The organism is Enterococcus saigonensis (assembly GCF_011397115.1).
GTDB classification, from domain to species: Bacteria; Bacillota; Bacilli; order Lactobacillales; family Enterococcaceae; genus Enterococcus_C; species Enterococcus_C saigonensis.
Genome location: NZ_AP022822.1, coordinates 1,957,394 through 1,981,360, shown reverse-complemented (window position 1 = coordinate 1,981,360; position 23,967 = coordinate 1,957,394). Strand labels below are relative to the sequence as shown.

Here is a 23,967-nt window from a genome sequence, read left to right as displayed (position 1 = left end):
AAAAAGGAAGGAGAAAAATTATGTATGATGCATTTGTAGTCGCTTTGGCCGTTTTTATTGGAGTTGCTGGACATGAAATGTTCGGGATGTCCATGCTGAGTCGTCCGATTGTTGTTGCTCCGTTAGTAGGAGCGTTGATGGGGGATTTGCAGACGGGGTTGATTGTCGGGGCGTCACTAGAAGCCATCTTTATGGGTGTCGTCAATATCGGAATCTCTAGTACGGCGGAGCCTTCTTTGGCTGCTGGGCTGGCTACAGCGTTCGCAATCAAAATGGGAGGAAACGTGGATGCGATTATTCCCATTGTCTTTCCACTAGCAGTATTAGGATTACAGTTAATGAATATGATTTTTTCTTTTGTATGTGGACCGATGGCTGCTAAATTTTTCAAATTTGCAAAATCTGGTGATCAAAAAGGAATCATCAATCTGCACTTCTTTATGTGGTTTGTCCACTATGCGCTTTATGCTCTTATTCCATTTTTTGCCGTTTTATTTGGAGCAGATGTTGTCAAAAGCGTCTTGGATAATATTCCAGAGGTCATCATGAACGGATTAACAGTCGCTGGAAATCTGCTGCCGGCAGTTGGGATGGCGATGCTGTTACGGATGCTTTGGAGTAAAAATATTGCTGTGTGGTTTTTCTTTGGGGCCGTTGTTATGGCGTATCTCGAGTTACCATTGATTGCAATTGCCGCAGTTGGAACGATTATTGCAATTGTTATAGCCCAAAGAGATCTACAACTAAAAAATATATCTGTTCATGCAGTTCAAAGCGATGCTGCTGTAAATGCAACGCTTGACCAAGAAGAGGAGGATTTCTTTCAATGAAATTAGCTGATGGAATTTCTAAAGATGAGAAAAAATTGGTTCAAAAGATGTTTTGGCGCTCGATGACCATGTATGCTTCGGTGAATCCGGTGACGATGGGCGGCGGTGGTTTCGCCTATTCTATGATGCCCTTCATTAATCATTTCTACAAAAGTGAAGAAGATCGAGCTGCGGCGCTGGAGCGTCATACACAGTATTTTTCGACGACCATTCCTTGCGCGTCCTTTGTCATGGGGATTGCGGCATCGATGGAGAAGGAAAATTCTGAAAAAGCTGGTTTTGACGTGGAAAGTATCAACGCGATCAAAACGAGTTTGATGGGACCATTGGCTGGAATTGGCGATTCATTGTTCTGGGGAGTTTGGCGTGTCGTTACCGCGGGACTAGCGATCAACTTAGCCAATGCCGGAAATATTTTGGCACCAATTATCTTTTTAGTTATGTTCAATATACCTAATTACTTGATGCGATACTATGGCGGCGTTTTAGGCTATTCATTAGGCTCTAAATATATTGAAAAGCTGTATGCGAACGGGTTAATTGAAATTCTGACAAAAGCTGCTAGTATCTTGGGTCTGATCATGGTAGGCGCAATGACGATCAGTATGGTCAAATTCAATACCGTTTTGAGCTTTTCAATGAAGGGCGAAGAGCTAATGAATGTCCAAGAAATCCTCGATAGTATTTTTAAAGGAATTGTACCTTTATTGGTAACATTGGGCTGTTTCAAATTACTAGATAAAAAAGTCGGCGTCATCAAAATTATTTTTGGAATGGTCGTGTTGGGAATTTTATTGTCATTACTTGGAATCGCATAGTAGAAAGCTGCAGCCTAGTAGCTGCAGTTTTTTAGCAAGGAGGGAAAAGATGACTATTAATGAAGTAATTCATTCTCCAAAGCATCCATTGTTTAATACCGAGTTAAACGACGGAATTGTGACTACCTCAAACGAATACAGCTACTATCGAAATATCCCTGATGTAAAGGGATTGACCTTTGATGTAAGTAATCAAAAGACATTAGCAAACCTTGATGTTTGCGGGACGATTCAAACGTTGACCTTTTATCGAGAAAATTTACTAACTGAGGAAAAACCAGGTGTTTGGGTCAATAAACAGCTCTCTCAAACCAATTCGTTATCCTTAAAGGTTGAAGTAAACGGGATTGTCTACCATTTGTCAGAATCGGATCATCGTATTGAAGTCGATGTGATTCAAGACTGTTTGCCTAGATATATTCATCATTATTCGACGTTTAAGGTCATTGTAGTATCCTTTGCTCCCATACTGGCTAATAAGCGTTTAAGTATGCTTGTTCAACAGGTTTACATTGTGAATGAAACACACGAAAGCCTTCAAGTTTCAGTGAAAGATGTGCCTTTGTATCAAGAGAAGTATTCGGATCAGCAAAATGTGTTGATTTCTCAAAAAGGAAATAAGGACACGATCGCACAACAGGAAGTGGCAAGCTTCGCCATTGCTTTTGTGGACCCAAATGCTTTTGAAGAAGTAATGACTTTTCAGGAATCTGATATCGAAAAATGGCTGAAGGAAACACTGAACTATTTTGCTCAGCTATTTGGGCAGCTGTCAATGCCAGACGATAGAGTTGTCCATCTCTATCGTCGTGCACTTTATCAAAGCTTTTCTAGTTTCGGTATGAATCGACAGGGACAGGTCGTCGGCAGCAATTGGGGCAGCTATCCTGCTACTAATCGAATTTGGAATAAGGATATGTATTACGCATCATTGCCATTCACCATGTTTGAACCGGAGTTATGTCAAAAAACGGTTCTATGGTTTGATCAATATGGCGTTAAGTTTCCTGGTTCAAAATTTACAGGAGGTATCAATCATTCTCTGAGTAATTCGTTATCCAGTGCGTTACTGGCTAGTCTTTATTTTGAACATACTGGGGATACAAAATTCTTTGAGCGGTATCCGCAGGTTCTACTGAATGCTTCAAGAATTATTGAGGACATATTAGCTCAACGTCGGTCAGGGGAACCAATGCTTTTTCCATCTGTTTGGTTATCAGACGCCTTTGCACTTGGAAAGTATCATACCGGCAGCAATCTTTGTCTTTGGAAGGCCTGTAGTGGACTTGCAGAAATTTTTGAAGTCCTAGAACAACTGAGTCTTAGCAAGCGATACAAAAACATCGCCTGTAAACTAAAGGAATCAATTTGTAAACAAATGACCATAGATGGTACTTTTGGGGAGCAATTTTTGGAGGGGATCGGTGATGAGGAGAAAACAACCTATTCAGTGAAGAACTATCAAAAACCGATTCTTGAGCAAGGGTTAATCTTTTTAAGTGATGTGATTGTGGATGGGAAAATCAATTTATTGATGCATGATGGAGAAGAATCAGACACTACGTTGATGCCTTTTTATCAATTTTTAGATAATAAAGATCCTTTATATCAGAACACCATGACCTTTTCTGCTAGTTCTTTCAATCCAACCTATAGCGAGGAAATCAAAGGCATCACTTGGGGATTAGAATCCGGCGCCACTTTTCCAGGCTTTATCACTGTTTTAATGAGTGATCTGCACAACCATCAAGCCTTCGCAACCCGATTAGAGGAGCTGATTTGTTTGGCAGATTTAGACGGTTCATGGTGGTGGTGGCCGTATCGCTTAGAGGCTAAACAAGGAGAAGTCGTGCGAGACTTTGGCTGCGGCAAATGCGGCTGGGCATCGGGCCTTTTTGTCAGTACAATGATCAGTCAATATTTCGGATTGAAATTCAAAAAAGGAGTATTGCAAATTGATCCTGTTGATAATTTAACGTTTTCTTGGAAAAATTTAAAGTTCGGTCAAGCCTTCATTTCGATTGAATGTACGCAATCCGAGTTGAGTATTTTAAATTTGTCAGAAAAGCCATTGAAAATAAGTGATACGAAAAAAATTCTTCACGTAGAAAAGGGAAAAACGATTCACATTCAAAGGAGAAAAAGATGAGTATACTAAAAAATATTACCCAATTTAAAAAAATCCAGAGTCGAGCAATCACTCCCGAAAATCCAACAGGCGAGAAAGGTAAAGCTGCGATGTTGCCAAGCGGGCTAGGACCAAGCCGCAAAGGTCGTGGCGCAATTCCGCTGACTTCTGGTGAAGAAACTGTGATTGCGGATATTACTGGAACGGGAATAATTCGTCATATGTGGATGACGATTCGTGATCGAACAGAATTTGGCAGTTTTGTTTTACGTGATTTAATCTTAAGAATTTATTGGGATGGGTCGGATAGCCCTGCTGTTGAAAGTCCTTTAGGGGATTTCTTTTGTAATGGGTTTGGAGAGCGTTGCGAGGTGAACTCGTTGCCGATAGTGGTTAATCCTACGGGGGGCTTTAATTCCTATTTCGAAATGCCTTTCCAAACATCCGCTAAAATTACGATCGAGAATTTACATCCGAAGGATATGTCCTCATTTTTTTATACGATAAATTACGCTTTGGTGGACGAATTGGAAGAAAATAGCCTATATTTTCACGCAAATTGGCATCGGGAACGCATTACCAAATTACAGGAGGATTATAAGTTAATTGATCGATTAAAGGGCCAAGGCTATTACGTGGGTACTTACCTTGCGCTTACCTGCCTAGAACGTTATTGGTGGGGCGAAGGCGAGTTTAAATTCTACATTGATGGGGATAGTGAGTATCCGACCGTAACCTCAACAGGTTCAGAAGATTATTTTGGCGGGGCGTGGGCCTTTCATGAGTACGATGAGTTCGGACGTCCACATGCGAAAAACTATTCAACAGCCTTTTTAGGGTATCCTTACCAATCAAATAGAGATGCCACAAGAGATCGTTTTGAAACGGGAAAATTGAATGCCGTTCATGCCTTTGGTGACGACGCAATGCCACGACATGGTCTTTATCGTTGGCATCTTCAAGACCCCATCTGTTTTACCGAAGATTTATCGGTCACTTTACAACAAATCGGCAACGATGATGTTCGCTTATTTGAGCGGCAAGACGATGTTGCTAGTGTCGCTTACTGGTATTCAACAGAAGCTTCAGGAAATACTAAACGTCATTTCACTGATCGAGAACGCTTGCCGCGTTAATGAAGTGTTTTTCACATATTCGAAGGGAGGAACCTATGATGATATATGGGGCAATTGAAGCTGGAGGGACTAAATTTGTCTGTGCAGTCGGTACTGAGGAATTAACGATTTTGGAAAGAGTCAGTTTTCCCACAACAACTCCAGTTGAAACAATGAAGCAGGTCATTGATTTTTTTAAACCTTTTAAGGAACAATTGGCAGGCATCGGGGTCGGCTGCTTTGGTCCAATTGATGTTCAATGCAAATCAACGAGTTTCGGTCATATCACATCAACACCAAAACTTGCTTGGCAAAATTTCAATTTTGTAGGAACGCTAAAGCAACATTTCAATATTCCGATTGAATGGACAACAGATGTTAATGCGGCTTGCTATGGTGAATATGTTGCTGGTTCTGGCAAAGGGTTAGCAAGTGTTGCATATTTCACTGTGGGAACAGGTATAGGAGGTGGTGCCTTGCTCAATGGGACTTTCGTGGAGGGATTCAGTCATCCGGAAATGGGTCATATGTTGATCAAGCGACATCCAAAGGACAATTTTTCAGGAAACTGTCCCTTCCATCAAGATTGTTTAGAGGGGATGGCAGCAGGACCAGCGATTGAAAAACGGTTGGGTGTAAAAGGCCAGAATTTATTGGCTGACGATTCGTTTTGGCAGATTGAAGCCTTTTACCTTGCCCAATGTGCATACAATACAACACTGATGTTTTCGCCAGATAGAATTATTTTTGGCGGTGGTGTAATGAAACAAGAACACATGAAGAAAAAAGTTCAGGATAAATTTGTTGAGCTTATAAATGGATATGTTGAAATACCACCAATTGATAGCTACATTATTACGCCCGAATTAGGTGATAATGCCGGAATAATCGGCGGATTAGCATTGGCCAGAAAAGCAGTAAGAAATAAGCAACCATAATTAATGAATGTTTCATTGATACTCATGTCAAAAGTATTTAACCGAGTAATCAAATGAAGTTGGATAAAGCGAAAATGAATTCAAATAAAAAGGCTCTAAGTCAAATCGTGTTGTTTTCATTAAATCACTGAAAGGAAATGCTTCTGCGTTTCCTTTTTTCTTTTTGTTGTGCGCTGTATACCTTGAGGATATTCACTGGTGGCGTACACTTAAATAGTAATATATTGTGTTACTTTATGTCTGTGGTAATAGTTATAGTTGCTTACCAATGTATGTTCATTTTTCGAAATGTTGACTTCATAATCCTTGGCTTAATGTTTGAATTTTTTTGGTGATAGATTTTTTCAGCCGTATAAAATAAATCGTAATTCTATTATCGAGAGTTGTGATTATAAAAAGATAGCAAGAAAAAAAAGAAAGTTTCTATACATTTTAAATATTTTATTCCTATTTCTATTGCTAAAAAAGTAGAAATTCTATATTTACCTTTAACTCTCGCTTCTCTTGCAAATGTAGTTAGCTTAGCATTTTAATCGATAATAAACTCAGGTAGTTATATTACCTTGAAATGATTGATAATTTTGTAGTTTCTATTTTTTGCAAGAAATTCTTTATTTTAGTGAAAAAAAAGAAATTATTTCCTTGAAGGGGATAAGTTAGAAAAATATTATTATGGTTTGTTCTTCATTGGGAATCATCACTGTTGTACCTTATTACTTTTCTGTTTTTCTTATTAGAGAAAAATAATTTGAGAAGTAGAAAGCTTTTATTGGATAAAGCAATTATTTATATTTTTGAAACGAAAACTTTTCATTGCAATAATTGCAACAAAGAAATTTCAACGGGGGAAGAGGTTTGGACAAAATGGAAATTTCCGCCAAAAGTAACTGCTCCTCAATTGAAATCAATTAAAGAACTAGAATTTGAGAACGCACCGGTAATTTGTATGACATGTGCTGATGAAATATTTCGAAAACATTTTTGAAGGTTGAAATGTACACAGATTTAGCCAATCATTTATCCCTTTCGGAAAAGGAATAAGAACTAACCAGAGGGATAGGTAGGAAAGCTGGACTGAATGGCTTATTTCGCACTGATTATGGGAATATCAGTCAGTTTGGTTAATTGTTAGGGTTCAAAATACAGAGACAAACTCCAGGTCGGGTTTCGCCACAAGCGAATTACCCGATCTGGAGTTTTGTCTATTGCAGGAAGGCGTAGCCGGACTGCAGGAATAAAGCCCCCGGTTCTAACAGGGGGCTAACAAAGAACAGGAAACTGTGACAACTACCCATTGGGGAGTGTCCTAGCAGTATTTTCTTTGTCACGTGCTTATCAATCTTGTCACCTTATTTTGATGATGGATACGCTGCGTTTAACAGACGTTCTTTCTCGACTTCCATCACGAATGGCAGATAAAGATATTGTTGTTCTAGTAGATATTGATTGTCCTCTGTGTACTGATAAGAAGCTGTTTCTTTTGAATAGACCAACGGGGCAATTCGCACATCTCCGGTTGATTGATTGATCGAGTATAAAAGAATGGCTTTTTCAACTAGTTTCTTTGGCAAATGTTTCCCAAAATAGGAATAGGATTCTTGATTTGCTAAATAAACGAGTAAGCGATCCACACTAAAGTTTGAGAAGGTAAAGGGCATCATGTGCAGAATATGATTTTGATTATCATGGTGTAAATAGAGTTGCGCTTCTTTACCAAAATTGGTTGAACCAAGGTAAAGCTGCTTTTTCTCATCGATACATTGAAAAGTAAATTGATCTTGTTCAGTTGGTGGAATGAGGTTTGTAATAAAAAATTCAATCATTCGATCCATTTCTTTTTCACTAACAAGACCAGCTCGGTTCAGTTCGTCTACTATCAGTCCTTCAATCTCAGGATCAAGCTTACCTGCCTTCTTTTGAAGCATTTCTAAAATGTATTGATTTTCTTGATCACCATACAAAAGATATTCGTTTGTGACATGACCCACCTCTGCAATTTGGTGAAGGGTTTCGGTTTTTGGAAGGTTAATTCCACGTTCCCAGTTATTGACTGTACTTCGTGGTAAATCACCAATTAGTTTGCCAAATTTCTCCATACTCAACTTTAACTCTTGGCGAATCTGCCGAATTCGATTGCCCACTGCTTGCTTGTCTATCTCCATGAAAACTCCTCCTCAGGATGAATTCTTAAATTTATTATACGTGTGTACTTAAAAAAAGTCAAAATGTATTGACTTAAAATAAATACAGGCGTACAATCGATTTGTACTTAAAATAAGTCTGTGGGTTCTTTGACAATTTAATAGCAGAAGGAGGTTTTTCTATGAATCAAGTGAATCAACATGATCTCGGGGAATCGATTCGAGTTTCTCGAGAAGAAAGGGGGTGGACCCAGCGATATTTAGCAGAAAAAGTAGGGATTTCGAGATCGTTATTATCAAAGGTAGAAAAAGGAACGAGACAATTAAGTGAAGAAAAATTGAATCTTATACTGGATAGTTTGCAAGAAGAGCTAGTTCCAGTTAATCGTGTTTTGATTGATTATCTAACCATTCACTTTTTCTCGAATCAATATTTAAAACTGATTGAGGCAATCATTGGCATGCCCATTGAACGCTTTGAGGAACTGGATTATGCGCCAAAGGGCTATATTGGCCAATACGTATGGAATCAAGTAATCACAATTCGGTATTCCATTGACGATACGGTAAAAGGAACCGTGATGGAGTTTTCAGGTCAAGGCTGTAAACATCTTGCCATGCGTTTGAAGACCGCAAAATCAAACTGGCAAGAGTTCTTCCGTAAGGTATTAGCTTATCAGGGAAACTTTACACGGATTGATTTTACTTTAGATGATTTTGTGGGGAGTCTCAGCATTCCAGAACTTAAGCGTAAGGTAACGCTAGGCCATGTGTGGACCACTTTTCAAGTGAGTGAATCCCATGGCGGGACGGATATCACAAATAATGAATCAAATGGCGAGACCTTGTATTTAGGCTCAAAGAAGAGTCAATGTCGCTTTTGTTTTTATCAGAAGGATTATGAACAACGAAAGCGACGAGGAATTCCTTTAGAAGAGGCAGAAGTGAAAAATCGCTTTGAACTACGGTATCGAAAAGAGAAAGCGCAAAGCTTAGCAAAGATTATTTCAAGAACCCATGATTTAACCAAACTGTTCTTTGAGTTACTTAATGGAGCAATTTGTTTTTATGACCGTGATCCAAATGATCCAGGGGCAAAAGTTGATAAAAAATGGGCAGCCTTTATTGGCAATCATGGCGCAATCACCATTTCTTTAGAGACAATTCCTCAAAGCTTTGAGAAAAGTATGAATTGGTTAATTCATGGTGTTTCGCCATCGCTAGCTTTTATTGCACAAGTGGATCAAACGTTTCATTCTTCCTTGTTGTCTTTGATTATTGAACAAGGAGAAATGAATCCAAGACAGATTAAACTTCTCCAAAATATGAAGGCAGACCCAGAATATTATCAGGAGGAGGTTGAGTATTATGAACGAAAACTACAAAGTATATCAAATGAGAAAACAAGCTACTAAAAAAGCAAAGTACTGCTTACACAACAAGTTGTGCAACGTACTCCGCCTCGACAAGACGAGTATAACACAACCATTGAATGAGAAACAATTGATTATAAAGAGGATTAATTTAAAAGGAGTAAAGTATCAGGGGGTGAGAGATTGGAAACAAAATGTGATTTCATGGTAAATCGTGCAATTTTGATAGAAATGGGCTTTAAACCTAGTCAAGCTGCACGAATGATTAAAGAGAGCAAAACGTATCTTGCACGGGTTGAAGGAATAGATTTTTATAATAATCGCCAAGTTGGTGTGGTGCCATCTCGAGTAATTGAACATCTTTTTCACATTCAAGTTGCGGAATAAACAGTACAAGCGCGGTACTATTAAAGTAGCTTTTCTCAAGCACAGGGAGGAATGGTACGATGCCAAAAATTAAAAATATTTACCAAGATAAAAAGACAAAAAAATGGTTCTTCCGAGCATATCTGGGCATAGATGAAGATGGAAGAAAGGTTCAGAAGACTAAACGAGGTTATGCTTCACAAAAAGATGCCAAAATTGCTTATGACAAGTATATGGAAACACATGATTTCAACAAGACAGTTCCTAATCAACTGTGTTCTACCAATCAAATGACTTTCGAAGAGTTTTACAAGGATAGGTTTGTAAAATGGTACGAGAGACAGGTGAAGAGTCAAACATATGAGAATGCGCAATTCATATTCGAAAAGCGAATGCAGTTTTTCTATCATTTTCGTGTTCGAGATATTACAAGTCACGATATTGAGGATTGGTTATTTGAACTAAGCCAGACAGAGTCACGCAATTCGCGGAAAAAAGTCAATGGCGAAACGTTATCAAAATCTTATATCAATCGGATTCGGGGACACTTAAAAATTGTATTGGATCGGGCTGTTAAAGAGGGGGTGATTGCTAAAAATCCCGTTGATGATGTTTCTTCACTTCCTTCTGATAATAAGAAAGTTGAGTTTTGGGAACACAGTGAGTTTCTAAAAGTGATGAATGAATTGAAGGACGATAAGATTCAAACCCACCATCGGAAGATTGTGTATGAAATGCTCTTTTATACTGGCATTCGGATTGGAGAACTTGAAGCTTTGTCTTGGTCGAATGTAGATTTCGAAAAAAACACGATAACGATTGAGAAGACACTAATTTATAATACAAAAGATGATTGGTACTTCTCGACTCCAAAAACGAAATGTGCTTATCGAACGATTGGGATGGGAAAGAAACTTTCATTAAAGCTCAGACAGTGGTATGACTTGCAAAAACGTATTGGAAATTTTGAATATGTTGCTCAGTTGGACGGAACATTTACGCCACCTTATTCTTTCGCAAACTGGTTAAAAGAGGCTGCCAAAAAAGCGGGTGTCAAACCGATTAAACTTCACGCGCTACGACATTCTCATGTTGCATTTCTAATTGAGCAGAATATTCAACCGCTATCTATTCAAGAACGATTGGGCCATGCGAATATTCAAATTACTTTAGGAACTTACGGTCACTTATATGCGAAGTCAGATCAACAAGTGGTAAATGCGATTGATAATGTTCAAGAGGGCGCTATTCTTTCGAAAAATGACGATTTATTGCCAGTCTGAGTTTTCCACTACGCTACCAGAAGACATATAAATACTTTCGTACCAGTGTTTTTGGTTGAGTTGCTCCTGTTCAAGATGTATCGAAAATAATGGCAAAAGGCTGTGAAAATGGGAATTTATCACTGTTCTAAAGAGAGCAAAATAACTTTTAGCTTGAATTTTCCAATCTTCTATCAAAAGCGACTGAAAAGTCGCTTTTTTTGTTCTATCACTTTTTTTATTAGAGAAAAGTGCCGGAAAGACTACGAGATAAGGGATATTTTCGTGTATCAAATAAGGCAGTTTAAAAAAGACTTAAAAGGAGTAGAATGAAGACAAGAATTATAGAAGAAAATATTTATTGAAGATAGATCACGTGATACGCAATAAGAAAAAAGGAATAATGATGTATTTTGCAGCATTCATTTGTTTCTTTGCTACTTAATGGCTATTGTTTAGTGACAACTAACACTAGTATAGATGGTGATGGGAATTTCACTATTTCCAAGTATTATTCTTATTTCGAGTTTGAAAAAATGGATAAAGATGGACAGGAAGTAGCTAAAGAAGCAATTATTTATTTAAAGGGAGGTCAGATGATGGCAGTAGAAGACAAGGATTTTATTCTTCGGCAAGTAAAGCAACTGGCGCAGGGATTGGGAATGATGCTTAGTAAGAACACACTAAAAGAGTTAATCAATTACGAGCAGTCTGAGACAGCTTCACTAAGGGATGAAGAGATAGAGGCAATCATTTTAATGACAGATGTTGAATCTAAAGCAAAACGAGAAAATTTATCAGAAAAAGAGTTAACTGGAAAAGTTGGCATGACTAAAAATGAATGGCAAGAGCTGATACAAGGTAGTCGTTTACCTACGACAGTTGAGAGTAAAATACTGAATGATTATTTATCAAACTAATTTTTAGGATAGCGTGGTGACAAGTTAAATTATTGAAGCTGAATTTTTAGACTGCTACCAAAAAATGTCGAAATGTTTTGTACTAGTATTCTAAGTGGGGGGAGAAAAAAGAAATTGAAATGAAGTGACCAGCTAAAAGCTAGATTATTAATCTAGCTTTTAGCTGGTCGTTTTTTGTGAATTTTAAATAACAAAATAGTAAGAAAAAAATAATCATATCAATGGTATATATCATTTTGAAATGTGAAAGAATTTGATTGGTAAAAGCTTTTTTCACTAAATATTCCATAAAATAATTTTTCTTATTATCATAAAATAAATTTTTGAAAGATAATATCCGTATTTGCATTATCTAAAAATAACGTTTTTTTGCTATTATCAGCCGACGTATATTTCAGATTAACTTACATAGGTTAAAACTTTTATACTTTGTTCGTGGTTACCCCATTTGTCGCCAAAGAGAGTTAAACCGCCTACATGCTCCATATTTTCTTCAGAAGCAATACGTAATGTAAAATAATCAGTTCCTTTTAACGCTAAGTCGTTAATATTTAAATCGCTTGTTGGCACGCCATCAATACTTGTATCGTATTGATTAATTCGGATGTGTTTTAATTCGCCGTATTGGCTGCAAGTATCGGGCCACCAAGTTGGCGTTAGTCGTCCTCGAACATCTGCGTAATTGCCTCGAACAGTATCGCTGCCTAGCTTCTTGCCATTAATATAATACGTGATGTCGCTGGGCCAGGTGTTATTGGAAATAGGAAATTCAGATGCAATCTCAAAACTAATATCTAACAACTCAAGATGGTCTTCTGTTTGTACTAAATTAGGAATTTTATATTCTAAAAAACCTTTTCCAGTCCAAACTAATTGTGCGTTGACTCTTTGACTATCAAGAAAAGAACGAGGCTGATCAGCCATGCCGATGTGCCCTTCTTCTGACGCTAGACCACAAGTTGGCTCCGCGTGGTAGTCAGTAAAATGTCCAACTTTTACATCAGCATGGTAGTGTCGATATTCTGGAAAAATTTTTTCGGGAAATTCAATTCCAATTTGATCAATGGCAAGAGCAACGATTTTTTGCAAGCCGAATTTTCCTGGACAACGCCGTGTTTTTACAATGCCTGCATCTTCTAATTGTTGGACATGACGTGTTGTAATGGCATTTGAAATAGCTAAGGCTTTCGCTATTTCGCCAATATTCATTTCACCAATTGCTAGTTGATTTACAATCTTTAACCGAGTTTCATTTGCTAAAGCTTGTAAAACTGGAAGAGATTTTATCGATGTGTCAATAATCATATTAGGCTCCTTTACATTTTTGTTAAGTTTGAGTTTTAATATCAGTGTAATTTTATGAGTATATTTACTAATTAGTTAAAATAGTTAAGGTTGATAGAACGGCATTGACGCTCTATGAAAACGCTGTTATTATTTTGTGTGTTGACTGATAAGTTAAATAGCAATGTTATTATAAGTCTTTGTTAACTGAAAGGTCAATAATGTTTTTTGAAAATAACCAAATAAATTTTGGAGGTAAGTATGTTAAACAGGAAAGAACATCCCCGACCACAGTTGATAAGAAAAAAATGGCAAAGTTTAGATGGAGAATGGGATTTTGCCTTTGATGACGACAATATTGGGCTATCAGAAAATTGGTTTAGAAAATTACCTGCAACACATAAAATTTTGGTTCCGTTTACATACGAGACGGAACGAAGTGGCATTCACGATACGTCTCACCACAAAATTGTTTGGTATCAACGTTCTTTTGAACAAGCGGAGGATAAAAACCGTGTCCTTTACTTTGAAGGCGTTGATTTTGAAACACAGGTATGGCTAAATGGGTCCTTACTTGGAACGCATAAAGGTGGTTACGAAAGATTTTCTTTCGATTTGCAACCTTACTTAACTAAAGGAACAAATACAATTACATTACGTGTAGAAGATTCACTTTCTTGTGAACAGCCACGAGGAAAGCAGCGTTGGCTAAAAGATAATTTCGGATGCTGGTACGTTCAAACAACTGGAATTTGGAAATCAGTTTGGTTAGAAGAAGCCGGTAACCAGCGGGTAAATTATTTAAAACTCACACCAGAGTTGGATTTAGATTTATTAAAAGTAGAAGTGGAATTAAAAGATGCCGCTGTTTTGCCAGAAAGTAAAAGTTACTACATTGAAGCCGAAGCAAGTTTTAAAGGTGAATTAATAAGTTATCATAAGGGGTTGTTTCATCACAACGGGAGCAACTTTACCTTAGATACACGTGTTAAAGAAAATGCAGATTCAGGCACACATCGTTGGAGTCCTCATACCCCTAACTTATATGATTTAACCGTTCGTTTGTACACGCAAACCGGGGAATTACTAGATGAAGTATATAGTTATTTTGGAATGAGAAAACTCAGTATCGAAAATGGTCAGATTTTATTAAATAATCGACAATTGTATCAACGCCTAATTTTAGATCAGGGTTACTGGCCAGAATCAGGGATTACCCCTCCTTCTCTTGTAGCTTTAGAAAAAGATTTAGAAAAAATAAGTGCTATGGGCTATAACGGTTTACGCAAACACCAAAAAATTGAAGACGAACGGTTTTTATATTTGTGTGACGAAAAGGGTATTCTAGTTTGGACAGAAATGCCATCAACGTATGTTTTTAACGATGTTGCATTGGAACAATTTACAAAAGAATGGCTAGAAATTGTGAAGCAACACTATAATCACCCAGCCGTAATTACATGGGTACCATTTAATGAAAGTTGGGGAATTAAAGGCGTGAATGAACAAGCACGTCCTCAACACTTCACCGAAGGAATTTACCATTTGACAAAAGCAATTGATCCCAATCGTCCTGTTATTACAAATGATGGATGGGAACATACAATTTCAGATATTTTGACCTTACACGATTACGAAGAAACTGGTTTAGCATTTGCTAAGCGCTATTCAGATCAACACGATTTTGCGACCCATGGTTATTCAAATAAAGAAAAGATACTTAATAATGAAATCCAATTTAATGACGGCTGGTTCGCCTTTGCTAAGGGCTTTTCTTATAGAGGTCAACCAATCATGATTAGTGAATTTGGGGGTATTGCCTTTACTGTTGATAACGAAGGCCAGTGGGGGTATGGAAGTCAAGTAAAAAATGAAACCGAATTCATGGAACGGTTTGAAAAAATTCATGCGGGAATTCAAAGCATTCCTTATATTACAGGTTTTTGTTACACCCAGTTAACAGATGTTGAACAGGAAGTGAATGGTTTGTTAACAGCAGATCGTAAAGACAAAGTAGATTTGACAAAAGTTAAAGAAATTAATGAGCGTCGTGTTAACTTTAGTGAAATGAAAATAGAGAACAATTTTTAAACAGGGCATTAATTCGCAGTTTCTTGTAAGAGAAGCTAGCAATTTAATTTATTTTTGGAGGAATAGATATGAAGAAATGGAAGACATCTTTATTGGGATTGACATTGTCAGCGGTTGTATTAGTAACACTTAGCGCTTGCGGTTCTGGAAATGCAAGTACAGATGAGAAATCAGGTGATAGCAAAGGTTTTACCTTATTAAGTCCAGATCACAGTGCCGACCACCCAAAAAATAAAGATCTTTGGATGTGGAAAGAGTATGAGAAAAAGACTGGTGTCCCAATTACATGGCAGGAAACAAAAGATATTAATGAAAAGAAAAATTTGCTTTTATCAGAATCACAATTACCTGATGCTTTTTACCAAGTTTATTGGACGTCAGATGAGCTAGTAAAATATGGTGGGCAAGGTATGTTCCAGCCAATTGAGGATTTAATTGAAAAACATGCACCAAACTTTAATAAGTTGATGGAAGAACATCCAGAAATTAGAAAGAGTATTACCGCACCCGATGGTCATATCTATTTCTTACCAGAATTATCCATTGATCCACAAATCATGGGCTTAACATTTAGATATTATATTAACCAAGAGTGGTTGGATAAATTAGGCCTTGAAAAGCCACGTACAACTGAAGAATTAAAAGAAGTGTTAACACAATTTGTTACAAAAGATCCAAATGGCAATGGCAAAGCAGACGAGCAAGGTTGGTACATGAACAGCGGAGAGCTACCCAATAGTTTTGAAAAGCTATTAATGGCAGCTTACGGTATGGGAACAGGGGGACGAACAGGGATTGAGTCTTCTGTTTATTATGAAAAAGATGGTTCGATGCAGCTAACATTAAATAGTGATCGAATGAAGGATGTTTGGAAATATGAAGCAGATCTTTACCAAAATGGCTTAATGTCTAAGAATACTTTTGCTGGTGCTGACGGAGATAAATGGCGTGCCGATGCAGCGAATAATACAGTAGGTCTTTGGACTTGGGTGAGCCCAGAGTTCATTGGCGGTTCCGTTCAAGAGAAATATACACCAATTAATATTATTGCCGGTCCTGAAGGAGATAAAAGTTTAGTTATTAACGGGCCAGTGGGAACCTCTGGATTAGTTATTACCAAAGACTGTAAAGATCCAGGGAAATTATTAGAATGGACAGATTATTGGTACAGTCAAGAAGGATCTGACTTTGGTTATTTAGGAGAAGAGGGCGTTACTTATCATAAAGTTGGAGACAAAAATGTTTACGTTGATAAAATTTTGAATTACGACAAAGGAGCACAATTAGGTGCGTACCAATATTTAGATAATGTTTATGGTGGAGGCTATCCATATTTAAATCCAAATCAAGCTAACCGTGATATTGCTCAAGGCTTAGAACCAATTAAATACGATGATTTTAACGAAGATGTCATGCCAGAAAAAATGTTATCACCAGTAATGCCAACACCTGAAGAATCTGGTCAGTTGTCGACAATTATGACAGATATGAACAATTATGTTGAACAATCTCGTGTGAAGTTTGTAACAGGTGAATGGAACTTTACAAGTGATTGGGATAAATATGTGAAACAGCTGAAAAAAATCGGTTCAGAGAAATTACTTGAAATTCGCCGTACGCAATACGAACGTTATGACAAAGAATAGCTAAAACTGTTTGTCCAGGCTTAAAGAAAAAGGGTAAAAACAGCTTTAAGCCTGGTTCTTTATGACAAAATGTTTTATTGAACCAATCAGCTTAGGATTAAGATGCTGCGCTGAACAGTGCAATAAAACAAGGAGAAAGGAAGAATAATAGATGGTAGAAAAAATATTATTCGATATGAAAAAGCACAAATGGCTGAATGCGTTATTCGTTAGTCCGATGGAGGCTTTAAGTAAGTTATTATTCGATATGAAAAAACATAAATGGCTGTATATCATGCTAGTCATCCCTGTTTTGTTTGTTTTGATTTGGAATTACTGGCCGATGTATGGTGTTGTGATTGCTTTTAAGGATTATTCACCAGCTTTTGGTATTTGGGGGAGCCCTTGGGTTGGGTTAAAACATTTCCAGCGATTCTTTGATTCTTATTTCTTCTTAGAAATTATTATTAACACAATTCGTGTTAGTTTTTATAGTCTGCTAGTTGGCATTCCTTTGCCCATAATTTTAGCGCTGATGTTTAACGAAATTAAGCGGAAATGGTTCAAATCGACGGTTCAAACTGTCTCTTATATTCCCAATTTTATTTCAGTTGTGGTTGTTATTGGAATGGTAACTTTTTTCTTTTCTGAACAAGGTTCAATCAACCAGATCTTAACTTCTTTACACATGAAACCAATAGACTTTTTAGGCGATGCTAAGTGGTTTCCGCATGTTTACGTTTGGTCTGGAATTTGGCAAGGTGTCGGCTGGGGAACGTTGATTTATACGGCTGCGATGTCTGGCGTGCCCCAAGATCAATACGAAGCAGCTTATCTTGAAGGCGCAACGCGGATGCAGTGTATTCTCAATATTACAATTCCAGCGATTATGCCAACGATTGTTATTTCAGCAATCTTAGCGACAGGCAGTGTGATGTCTGTTGGTTTTGAAAAAGCCTATTTATTACAAAATGCCTCAAATCTGGCAACTTCTGAAGTATTGTCGACTTATACATATAAAGTCGGTTTGATTAACGGGGAATACAGTTTTTCTGCTGCTGTTGGATTGTTTAATAATATCGTCAATTTCATCATGCTTTTTGTCGTCAATAAGATTGCACAAAAAACTGGCGAAAATAGTTTGTGGTAGGAAGGCGGAACAAGCAAAATGGAAAAAATGCGATACATCTCAACAAAATCAGATAAGGTTTTTGATATTGTCAATATTGTGATCATCACATTGCTGACTTTGGTTTTATTATATCCAATTGTGTTTGTGGTAAATGCTTCTTTTAGTAATCCTAATAAAATTTATGAGGTACCTTTGCTGCTTTGGCCTCGAGGATTTAATGTCAAAGGCTATACAGAAATTTTAAAAAATAAAGACATTTTGATCGGTTTTAAAAATGCTGTTATTTATACAGGGTTAGGTACGTTGGTAAGTGTAGTGGTGACCACGTTAGGCGCATATCCCCTTTCTCGTAAAGATTTACGTGGACGCTCAATGCTGACTTTATTTTTCACAATAACAATGTTCTTTGGCGGCGGCTTAATCCCAACGTATTTAGTCAACCAACGTTTAGGTATTATCAATACACTGTGGGTAATGATTTTACCGGGGGCTGTTGGTGTCTATAACATGATTTTAATGCGGACTTATTTCCAGCAAAATATTCCTTCTGAATTAGTGGAAAGTGCTTATATGGATGGGGCTAATGATTTACAACTTTTATATAAAATTGTATTGCCGCTTTCGACACCGATTATTGTGGTAATTGCCATGTTTAATGGAGTAGGACGCTGGAATTCTTACTTTGATGCCATGATTTATTTACGGGATCGGGCGCGCTTCCCACTACAATTAATTTTACGGGAAATTTTAATTCAAGGACAATTCGGTGACGACGTGAACCAAACTTTGGTAGGAAGCGCTCAAGCAGAATTAATGATGCTGAAACTAACGTTGAAATACAGCGTTGTGATTGTCTCTACGTTACCAGTTTTGTTATTTTATCCAATTGTTGCCAAGTATTTTGAAAAAGGCATTTTAGTCGGAGCTATAAAGGGGTAAGGAAAGTGGTTAATAAAATTTATGAAGTATTTAATCGAATTTACTATTTAATGAAATTAAATGGGTTGTGGCTTTTATTTACACTTTTAGGAGGCGTTATTTTTGGAGTCATCCCAGCAACAATTGCGCTCTATGCTTGTATGCGACAACAAATTCGCTATGAGTCAGAAAATCATCTGTTCCAAATGTTCAAGAAGTATTATGTAGAGAATTTCCGACGCAGTCTATTATTTAGTGCTGTGTTTATCGCAATTGGTTTATTCTTTTTTGGTGAAACGGTTGTTTTAGCGAATGTGGGAAATGGAAATTTGTTACTAGAAATTGCGATTAAAGTCACGCGCTTACTCATGCTGTTAGGTGTCGCAATGTTTTTCCCTATTTTTGCTCATTTTGATGTGACAGGGGTAAAGACTATTTTACAACCGGTGTTATTCCTACTTATTTGTCCCTTAGAGGTCATCTATATGGTATTGATTTTTATAGTTGTCAGTTTATTGTTTGCCATTAGTCCGCTTTTGATTATTTTCATCGGCGTATCATTGCCTGCCTACGGAATGAGCCACGTTATGTTGAAAAAATTTGAGCGGCTTGAAAAAAATATTAACTTAAGTACGTTTGCACAAGACAATCACTAAAAAACGCAATTTTAAAGGAGTTCCTAAATGGATATTAATCAAATTGACACGCGTCATGCGACCAGTAATTCTTTTGAGTTATCCCGTGGAAATTGTTTTCCCTTCACAGGGATGCCATTTGGCATGAATTATTTTGCCATTGAAACCCATGAAGACAACTGGTGGTTTCACCCTGAAGCAATGCATTATCGAGGGTTTCGTTTATCACATCAACCAACGATGTGGGCAGGAACAAAAGGGGACTTTTGTTCTTTACGAATTTTACCTTTTACTAAAAATACAAAAGGCTTGGTTGTAGTACCTTATGCACCACAGCAATCTGAGTTTCATCCTCATTATTTAAAAATTAAACAACCAAACAATCAATTAGATACAACTTTGATCCCATCTGATTATGGTGCTATTTTAACTATGGATTCACCGCAAACAGATAAAGGGATTATGGTTAGTTTTCCAACAGATGGAAAAATCACAAAAGCACAAGGAAATGTAATCGAAGGCTATTCCATGCAGTTGCATGTACATCGTACTACGCCGTTGAAATTTTATTTCCGTATTGAAGTGAGTGAAAAAATTAGCTATTTTAATGATGAAAACGGGATTTATGAAATTTCTTTTGCAGATGCAAACAAAATTGAATTACGATTAGGGACCTCCTTTATTTCTACGGAATTTGCTAAAAAAAATCTGCCTCAAACAGAAAAATCAGTGCAGTTGCAACAAGTGACAGCACTTTGGAACGAGAAATTGGCTAAAATTAAGGTATCTGATCAAGATAAAGAAAAGGTGAAAACCTTCTATCATAACTTGTATCGTACTTTTTTATACCCACAACGCTTATATGAGTTTGATGAAAATAACCAACCAATTCATCGTGATGCATATTCTGATGAAATAAAACCAGGTTATTTATACATGAATAATGGCTTTTGGGATACAGCTAGAAGTGTTTATCCCTTATTTTCTTTAATTGAAATAGAAGAATATGAAAAGATATTGGCTGGTTTCTTGAATAGTTATCGTGAAAGTGGCTATTTGCCAAAATGGTTGGCACCTGAAGATTCTGGCGGAATGCCAGGGAATTATATTGATGCTGTGATTGCAGATGCTGCTGTCAAAGATATTGCAACAGAATTAATGCCAGAATTTCTAACAGGAATGTTACATTCTGCTAATCAACAAGAAGCTAAACGAAGTGCAGGGCGTTCTTACGCCAATGAATACAATAAGTATGGTTATGTACCATCGGATTTACATGAATCTGTCAATCATACTTTGGATTACAGTTATAGTGATTATTGTATTGCAAAAGTTGCTGAAAAATTAGGAGAAAGTAAGATAGCCGAGATTTTTCAGGAGCGGTCCTATCGCTACCAAAATTTATTTTCAAATGAAGATAAATTCATGGTGGCAAAAGATCGCAAAGGACAATTCAAAGATAATTTTAGCCCTTTTTCATGGGGGGGTGATTATACAGAAGGGTCAGCGTGGCAAACCACCTTTGCTGTAAATCATGATATTGCCGGTTTAATCAAGTTATATGGTGGAGAATCTGCTTTTGAAGAAGCTTTAGTCGCGCTTGCGAATACAGCGCCAACGTATACGGTTGAAGGTTACGGACATGTGATTCATGAAATGGCTGAAATGGAAGTTAATGGCTTTGGCCAGATTAATGTTGGCAATCAACCAAGTTTTCATTTGCCATACTTATTTCACTTTATAAAAAAACCATATTTTGCACAACCAATTTTAAAGCAAGCGATCAATCGTCTCTTTTCTGCTGGTTTTAAAGGATATCCTGGTGATGAAGATAACGGCAGTATGGCAGCTTGGTATATTTTTAATGCATTAGGCTTTTATCCATTTTGTCCAGGTAGTGGTGAATATTTAATTGGGATGCCAAACTTTGATGTAGCCGTTATTCATTTAGCTAATGGTAACGAAATTAAAATTACTACAACATTAAATAATCCCCAACAGCAATTTATCCATCGTATTACTGAAAGTAAAGCTGATTTTAAAAAGTGCATGCTTTCTCATGCTGAACTGGTTAAAGGGAAAGATTTTATCTTTGAGTTAGGAATGGTGCCTAATTCAAAATGCTTTGATGAAACTTTACCAACTAGTGTTAGTGAACAACTAGCAAAAATAACCAACTAAACATGCGAAAAGAGAAATTAAAAGAATGATTTTGATGTAGAAATGGAGTTTGTGAGAATGACAAAAGTAAACCGAGGATCCTCAATTCCTCTGATTTTAAGTGATCCGTATTTTTCAATTTGGTCTCCAGCTGATCATTTAACTGATTGCGATACACAAAGTTGGACCGGTAAAGAACAGCCAGTGCGCGGATATATTCAAATAGGAGATACTACGTATCGTTTTATGGGATCTGATAATCTTATTCCTGCTATTGCGCAAAAGGATTTGGAAGTGACAGCAACTCAAACAAAATATAGTTTTGAAAATGAGGTTGTTCATTTAGAGTTGACGTTTTCAGTCGACTTGGACTTGCAAGATTTACAAAAAATTAGCGAACCGGTCACGATGATTACGGTTAATGCAAACGTGAAAAATGATGAAAAAGCTATAATTACTTTTGCATTTTCAGAAGAAATTTGCCGGGATCAAACACAAGATGAACTCCACTGGCGTCTAATTACAACTGACAATGAGAAGATGGTTTGGATGGGAAAAGGGCGTCAAACACCTTTAGATTCAACTGGTGATTTAATCGATATTAATTGGGGATATTTTTACCTTGCTGCCCCAAAAAGTCTTCCAATTACGTACCAAAAACAACGTGATATGTTATTAGCTAATTTTTCAATTGCATCAAATGAAGTAGTTACTATTTTAGCCGCCTATGATGATATTCATGCGATTAATTATTTTGGTACTGCTACTAACGCTTTGTGGAAAGAAAAATATCGAGGTATGTCTGATTTACTACAAGACTATTTGGCAAATATACCTGCACGTTTAGCCAATTGTCGAAAAATTGATGAAAAAATTCAACAAGCGGCGATTGATGCAGGTGGCCAGACATTAGATTTTATTACTGCTTTTAGTTATCGTCAGTCTATTTGTGCCCACAAGTTAATCCGCGATGAGCAAGGTGAGATTGTTTTTTTATCTAAAGAATGTAGTTCAAATGGCTGTATTGGGACAGTAGATATCAGTTATCCTTCAATACCACTTTATCTACTTTATCAAACAGAGTTAGCCAAGGGAATGTTACGCCCTGTTTATAGGTTTGCTGATTTACCAGTTTGGGAGTTTGAGTTTGCCCCCCATGATGTAGGACGTTATCCATATGCGACAGGACAAGTATATGGTGAAAAAACAAATCATGGTAGTAAAGATTGGTCAGATCGTGGGGCCTATGATACGGTTTATGATTATTATCAATTACCTATAGGACAAAATGTTTATCATTATGAGCAACAAATGCCAATTGAAGAAAGTGGTAATATGTTAGCGATGGCAGCAGCAATTTATTTGCGGGATGGGGATGATATTTTTTTCAATCAACATTTAGCAATGAATTTACGTTGGGCAGATTATTTAGCTGCGTTTGGTCAAGACCCTGAAAATCAGCTATGTACGGATGATTTTGCTGGTCATTTGGCACATAATTGTAACTTAGCATTAAAGGCGATTACAGCGCTTGGAATGTTTGGTAAAGCCTTACAGGCAGCAGGTTACAAAAAAGAAGGATTACTTTATTCAGATCAGGCAAAAAAAATGGCGAATAATTGGCAAAAGACTGCTGTATCAAATGGAGAACATACACCGTTAGCTTTTGACAGACCAGATAGTTGGAGCATGAAATACAATATTGTTTGGGACAATTTGTTTGAGCTTGGCCTATTTCCAGCTGAACTAATGGAAAAAGAAATTAAGAAATATTTAGCAGAGGCAAATGAATTTGGAATTCCATTGGATGAACGAGCTGATTATACTAAAGCAGATTGGATTATGTGGATTTCAATTTTTGCTAAAAATGAAGAAGAAATGGAACAAATCATTGGTCCAGTTTGTCATTATTTAGAAAATACGCCAAATCGGGTTCCATTTTCTGATTGGTATGATACTAAAAGTGCCCAAGTAATGAACTTTAAGAACAGAACAGTGGTGGGGGCTATGTTTATGCCCTTACTAAAAAATGCATTAGTTAAAAATTTTGTTAGGGCATAAAATTAAACTGAGATAAAAGTCATCATGACTTTTATCTCAGTTTTTTGTTTGGCTAATCTTACATAAATTTCACTATCCGAGTAAGACAAAAAGTTCTACCGTTTTATTTTGTTCTTTTAGTGTTCTTTTTGTTTTTACAAGATACAAATAAAAAAAGAAAAGGTAAAATT

Annotated in this window: 19 protein-coding genes and 1 pseudogene; 18 read left to right on the top strand and 2 right to left on the bottom strand. The window is 36.9% G+C overall.

The window, feature by feature from the left end; genetic code table 11:
- Positions 1-20 precede the first annotated feature (20 nt).
- The 7 genes and pseudogenes from EsVE80_RS09400 (at position 21) to EsVE80_RS14025 (ending at position 6,382) form a co-directional block, all read left to right on the top strand.
- The gene (locus EsVE80_RS09400; RefSeq protein WP_002295012.1) at positions 21-830 is read left to right on the top strand and encodes a PTS sugar transporter subunit IIC; all 810 of its coding nucleotides are present in this window, start codon (positions 21-23) and stop codon (positions 828-830) included.
- A complete protein-coding gene (locus tag EsVE80_RS09395) occupies positions 827-1,648 on the top strand; it encodes a PTS system mannose/fructose/sorbose family transporter subunit IID (protein WP_173103472.1) in 822 nt (273 codons plus the stop codon). The genes EsVE80_RS09400 and EsVE80_RS09395 overlap by 4 nt, the downstream gene beginning before the upstream one ends.
- A gap of 49 nt (positions 1,649-1,697) precedes the next feature.
- On the top strand, positions 1,698-3,797 hold the full coding sequence (locus tag EsVE80_RS09390; protein WP_002295016.1) for a hypothetical protein: 2,100 nt from the start codon (positions 1,698-1,700) through the stop codon (positions 3,795-3,797).
- Positions 3,794-4,912, top strand: a complete 1,119-nt coding sequence (locus EsVE80_RS09385; protein ID WP_002295018.1) for a glycoside hydrolase family 172 protein — start codon at positions 3,794-3,796, stop codon at positions 4,910-4,912. The genes EsVE80_RS09390 and EsVE80_RS09385 overlap by 4 nt, the downstream gene beginning before the upstream one ends.
- 38 nt (positions 4,913-4,950) lie before the next feature.
- On the top strand, positions 4,951-5,829 hold the full coding sequence (locus EsVE80_RS09380) for an ROK family protein (RefSeq protein WP_025477583.1): 879 nt from the start codon (positions 4,951-4,953) through the stop codon (positions 5,827-5,829).
- A 137-nt stretch (positions 5,830-5,966) separates the two neighbouring features.
- Positions 5,967-6,164 (top strand): accessory gene regulator B family protein, encoded by a 198-nt coding sequence (locus EsVE80_RS14085; RefSeq protein ID WP_071868827.1) that lies wholly within the window; start codon positions 5,967-5,969, stop codon positions 6,162-6,164.
- Positions 6,148-6,382: pseudogene (locus EsVE80_RS14025) on the top strand (hypothetical protein). Before EsVE80_RS14085 ends, EsVE80_RS14025 begins: the two are co-directional and overlap by 17 nt.
- A gap of 796 nt (positions 6,383-7,178) precedes the next feature.
- Here EsVE80_RS14025 and EsVE80_RS09370 read toward each other — a convergent pair.
- Positions 7,179-7,991, bottom strand: a complete 813-nt coding sequence (locus tag EsVE80_RS09370; RefSeq protein WP_002295024.1) for a helix-turn-helix domain-containing protein — start codon at positions 7,989-7,991, stop codon at positions 7,179-7,181.
- A gap of 161 nt (positions 7,992-8,152) precedes the next feature.
- On the opposite strand from EsVE80_RS09370, the gene EsVE80_RS09365 reads away from it, so the two are divergent.
- The 4 genes from EsVE80_RS09365 (at position 8,153) to EsVE80_RS09350 (ending at position 11,891) form a co-directional block, all read left to right on the top strand.
- Positions 8,153-9,385, top strand: coding sequence for a replication initiation factor domain-containing protein (locus EsVE80_RS09365; protein ID WP_002295025.1), 1,233 nt, complete (start codon positions 8,153-8,155; stop codon positions 9,383-9,385).
- Between the two features lie 141 nt (positions 9,386-9,526).
- Positions 9,527-9,730: a DUF3173 domain-containing protein gene (locus EsVE80_RS09360; RefSeq protein WP_002295027.1), complete on the top strand. Its 204-nt coding sequence runs from the start codon at positions 9,527-9,529 to the stop codon at positions 9,728-9,730.
- A gap of 59 nt (positions 9,731-9,789) precedes the next feature.
- Complete coding sequence (locus tag EsVE80_RS09355) at positions 9,790-10,992, top strand: site-specific integrase (protein ID WP_002295028.1); 1,203 nt, start codon at positions 9,790-9,792, stop codon at positions 10,990-10,992.
- Between the two features lie 515 nt (positions 10,993-11,507).
- Positions 11,508-11,891, top strand: coding sequence for a hypothetical protein (locus EsVE80_RS09350; RefSeq protein WP_173103471.1), 384 nt, complete (start codon positions 11,508-11,510; stop codon positions 11,889-11,891).
- 399 nt (positions 11,892-12,290) lie between these two features.
- Here EsVE80_RS09350 and EsVE80_RS09345 read toward each other — a convergent pair whose 3' ends face one another.
- Positions 12,291-13,196 (bottom strand): ArsR/SmtB family transcription factor, encoded by a 906-nt coding sequence (locus EsVE80_RS09345; protein WP_173103470.1) that lies wholly within the window; start codon positions 13,194-13,196, stop codon positions 12,291-12,293.
- Between the two features lie 240 nt (positions 13,197-13,436).
- On the opposite strand from EsVE80_RS09345, the gene EsVE80_RS09340 reads away from it, so the two are divergent.
- The 7 genes from EsVE80_RS09340 to EsVE80_RS09310 all read left to right on the top strand — a co-directional run bounded on the left by EsVE80_RS09340 (position 13,437) and on the right by EsVE80_RS09310 (position 23,797).
- Positions 13,437-15,266, top strand: coding sequence for a sugar-binding domain-containing protein (locus tag EsVE80_RS09340; RefSeq protein WP_173103469.1), 1,830 nt, complete (start codon positions 13,437-13,439; stop codon positions 15,264-15,266).
- Positions 15,267-15,334: 68 nt separating this feature from the next.
- The gene (locus tag EsVE80_RS09335; protein ID WP_173103468.1) at positions 15,335-16,912 is read left to right on the top strand and encodes a type 2 periplasmic-binding domain-containing protein; all 1,578 of its coding nucleotides are present in this window, start codon (positions 15,335-15,337) and stop codon (positions 16,910-16,912) included.
- 151 nt (positions 16,913-17,063) lie between these two features.
- On the top strand, positions 17,064-18,041 hold the full coding sequence (locus tag EsVE80_RS09330; RefSeq protein WP_173103467.1) for an ABC transporter permease: 978 nt from the start codon (positions 17,064-17,066) through the stop codon (positions 18,039-18,041).
- Positions 18,042-18,059: 18 nt separating this feature from the next.
- On the top strand, positions 18,060-18,962 hold the full coding sequence (locus EsVE80_RS09325) for a carbohydrate ABC transporter permease (protein WP_197745892.1): 903 nt from the start codon (positions 18,060-18,062) through the stop codon (positions 18,960-18,962).
- A gap of 5 nt (positions 18,963-18,967) precedes the next feature.
- Positions 18,968-19,597 carry a YesL family protein gene (locus EsVE80_RS09320; protein ID WP_173103466.1) on the top strand — a complete coding sequence of 210 codons (630 nt, stop codon included), beginning with the start codon at positions 18,968-18,970 and terminating at the stop codon, positions 19,595-19,597.
- 27 nt (positions 19,598-19,624) lie between these two features.
- Positions 19,625-21,757, top strand: a complete 2,133-nt coding sequence (locus tag EsVE80_RS09315; RefSeq protein WP_173103465.1) for a GH92 family glycosyl hydrolase — start codon at positions 19,625-19,627, stop codon at positions 21,755-21,757.
- Between the two features lie 57 nt (positions 21,758-21,814).
- A complete protein-coding gene (locus tag EsVE80_RS09310) occupies positions 21,815-23,797 on the top strand; it encodes a glutaminase domain-containing protein (protein WP_173103464.1) in 1,983 nt (660 codons plus the stop codon).
- Positions 23,798-23,967 lie beyond the last annotated feature (170 nt).

What these genes read in the sequence shown, in the direction of transcription:
- EsVE80_RS14085 (WP_071868827.1), top strand. Translation starts at nt 5,967, where the DNA reads ATGCTTCTGCGTTTCCTTTTTTCTTTTTGTTGTGCGCTGTATACCTTG.
- EsVE80_RS09365 (WP_002295025.1), top strand. Translation starts at nt 8,153, where the DNA reads ATGAATCAAGTGAATCAACATGATCTCGGGGAATCGATTCGAGTTTCT.
- EsVE80_RS09400 (WP_002295012.1), top strand. Translation starts at nt 21, where the DNA reads ATGTATGATGCATTTGTAGTCGCTTTGGCCGTTTTTATTGGAGTTGCT.
- EsVE80_RS09390 (WP_002295016.1), top strand. Translation starts at nt 1,698, where the DNA reads ATGACTATTAATGAAGTAATTCATTCTCCAAAGCATCCATTGTTTAAT.
- EsVE80_RS09380 (WP_025477583.1), top strand. Translation starts at nt 4,951, where the DNA reads ATGATATATGGGGCAATTGAAGCTGGAGGGACTAAATTTGTCTGTGCA.
- EsVE80_RS09315 (WP_173103465.1), top strand. Translation starts at nt 19,625, where the DNA reads ATGGATATTAATCAAATTGACACGCGTCATGCGACCAGTAATTCTTTT.
- EsVE80_RS09310 (WP_173103464.1), top strand. Translation starts at nt 21,815, where the DNA reads ATGACAAAAGTAAACCGAGGATCCTCAATTCCTCTGATTTTAAGTGAT.
- EsVE80_RS09350 (WP_173103471.1), top strand. Translation starts at nt 11,508, where the DNA reads ATGGATAAAGATGGACAGGAAGTAGCTAAAGAAGCAATTATTTATTTA.
- EsVE80_RS09395 (WP_173103472.1), top strand. Translation starts at nt 827, where the DNA reads ATGAAATTAGCTGATGGAATTTCTAAAGATGAGAAAAAATTGGTTCAA.
- EsVE80_RS09335 (WP_173103468.1), top strand. Translation starts at nt 15,335, where the DNA reads ATGAAGAAATGGAAGACATCTTTATTGGGATTGACATTGTCAGCGGTT.
- EsVE80_RS09330 (WP_173103467.1), top strand. Translation starts at nt 17,064, where the DNA reads ATGGTAGAAAAAATATTATTCGATATGAAAAAGCACAAATGGCTGAAT.
- EsVE80_RS09355 (WP_002295028.1), top strand. Translation starts at nt 9,790, where the DNA reads ATGCCAAAAATTAAAAATATTTACCAAGATAAAAAGACAAAAAAATGG.
- EsVE80_RS09325 (WP_197745892.1), top strand. Translation starts at nt 18,060, where the DNA reads ATGGAAAAAATGCGATACATCTCAACAAAATCAGATAAGGTTTTTGAT.
- EsVE80_RS09340 (WP_173103469.1), top strand. Translation starts at nt 13,437, where the DNA reads ATGTTAAACAGGAAAGAACATCCCCGACCACAGTTGATAAGAAAAAAA.
- EsVE80_RS09345 (WP_173103470.1), bottom strand. Translation starts at nt 13,196, where the DNA reads ATGATTATTGACACATCGATAAAATCTCTTCCAGTTTTACAAGCTTTA.
- EsVE80_RS09370 (WP_002295024.1), bottom strand. Translation starts at nt 7,991, where the DNA reads ATGGAGATAGACAAGCAAGCAGTGGGCAATCGAATTCGGCAGATTCGC.
- EsVE80_RS09385 (WP_002295018.1), top strand. Translation starts at nt 3,794, where the DNA reads ATGAGTATACTAAAAAATATTACCCAATTTAAAAAAATCCAGAGTCGA.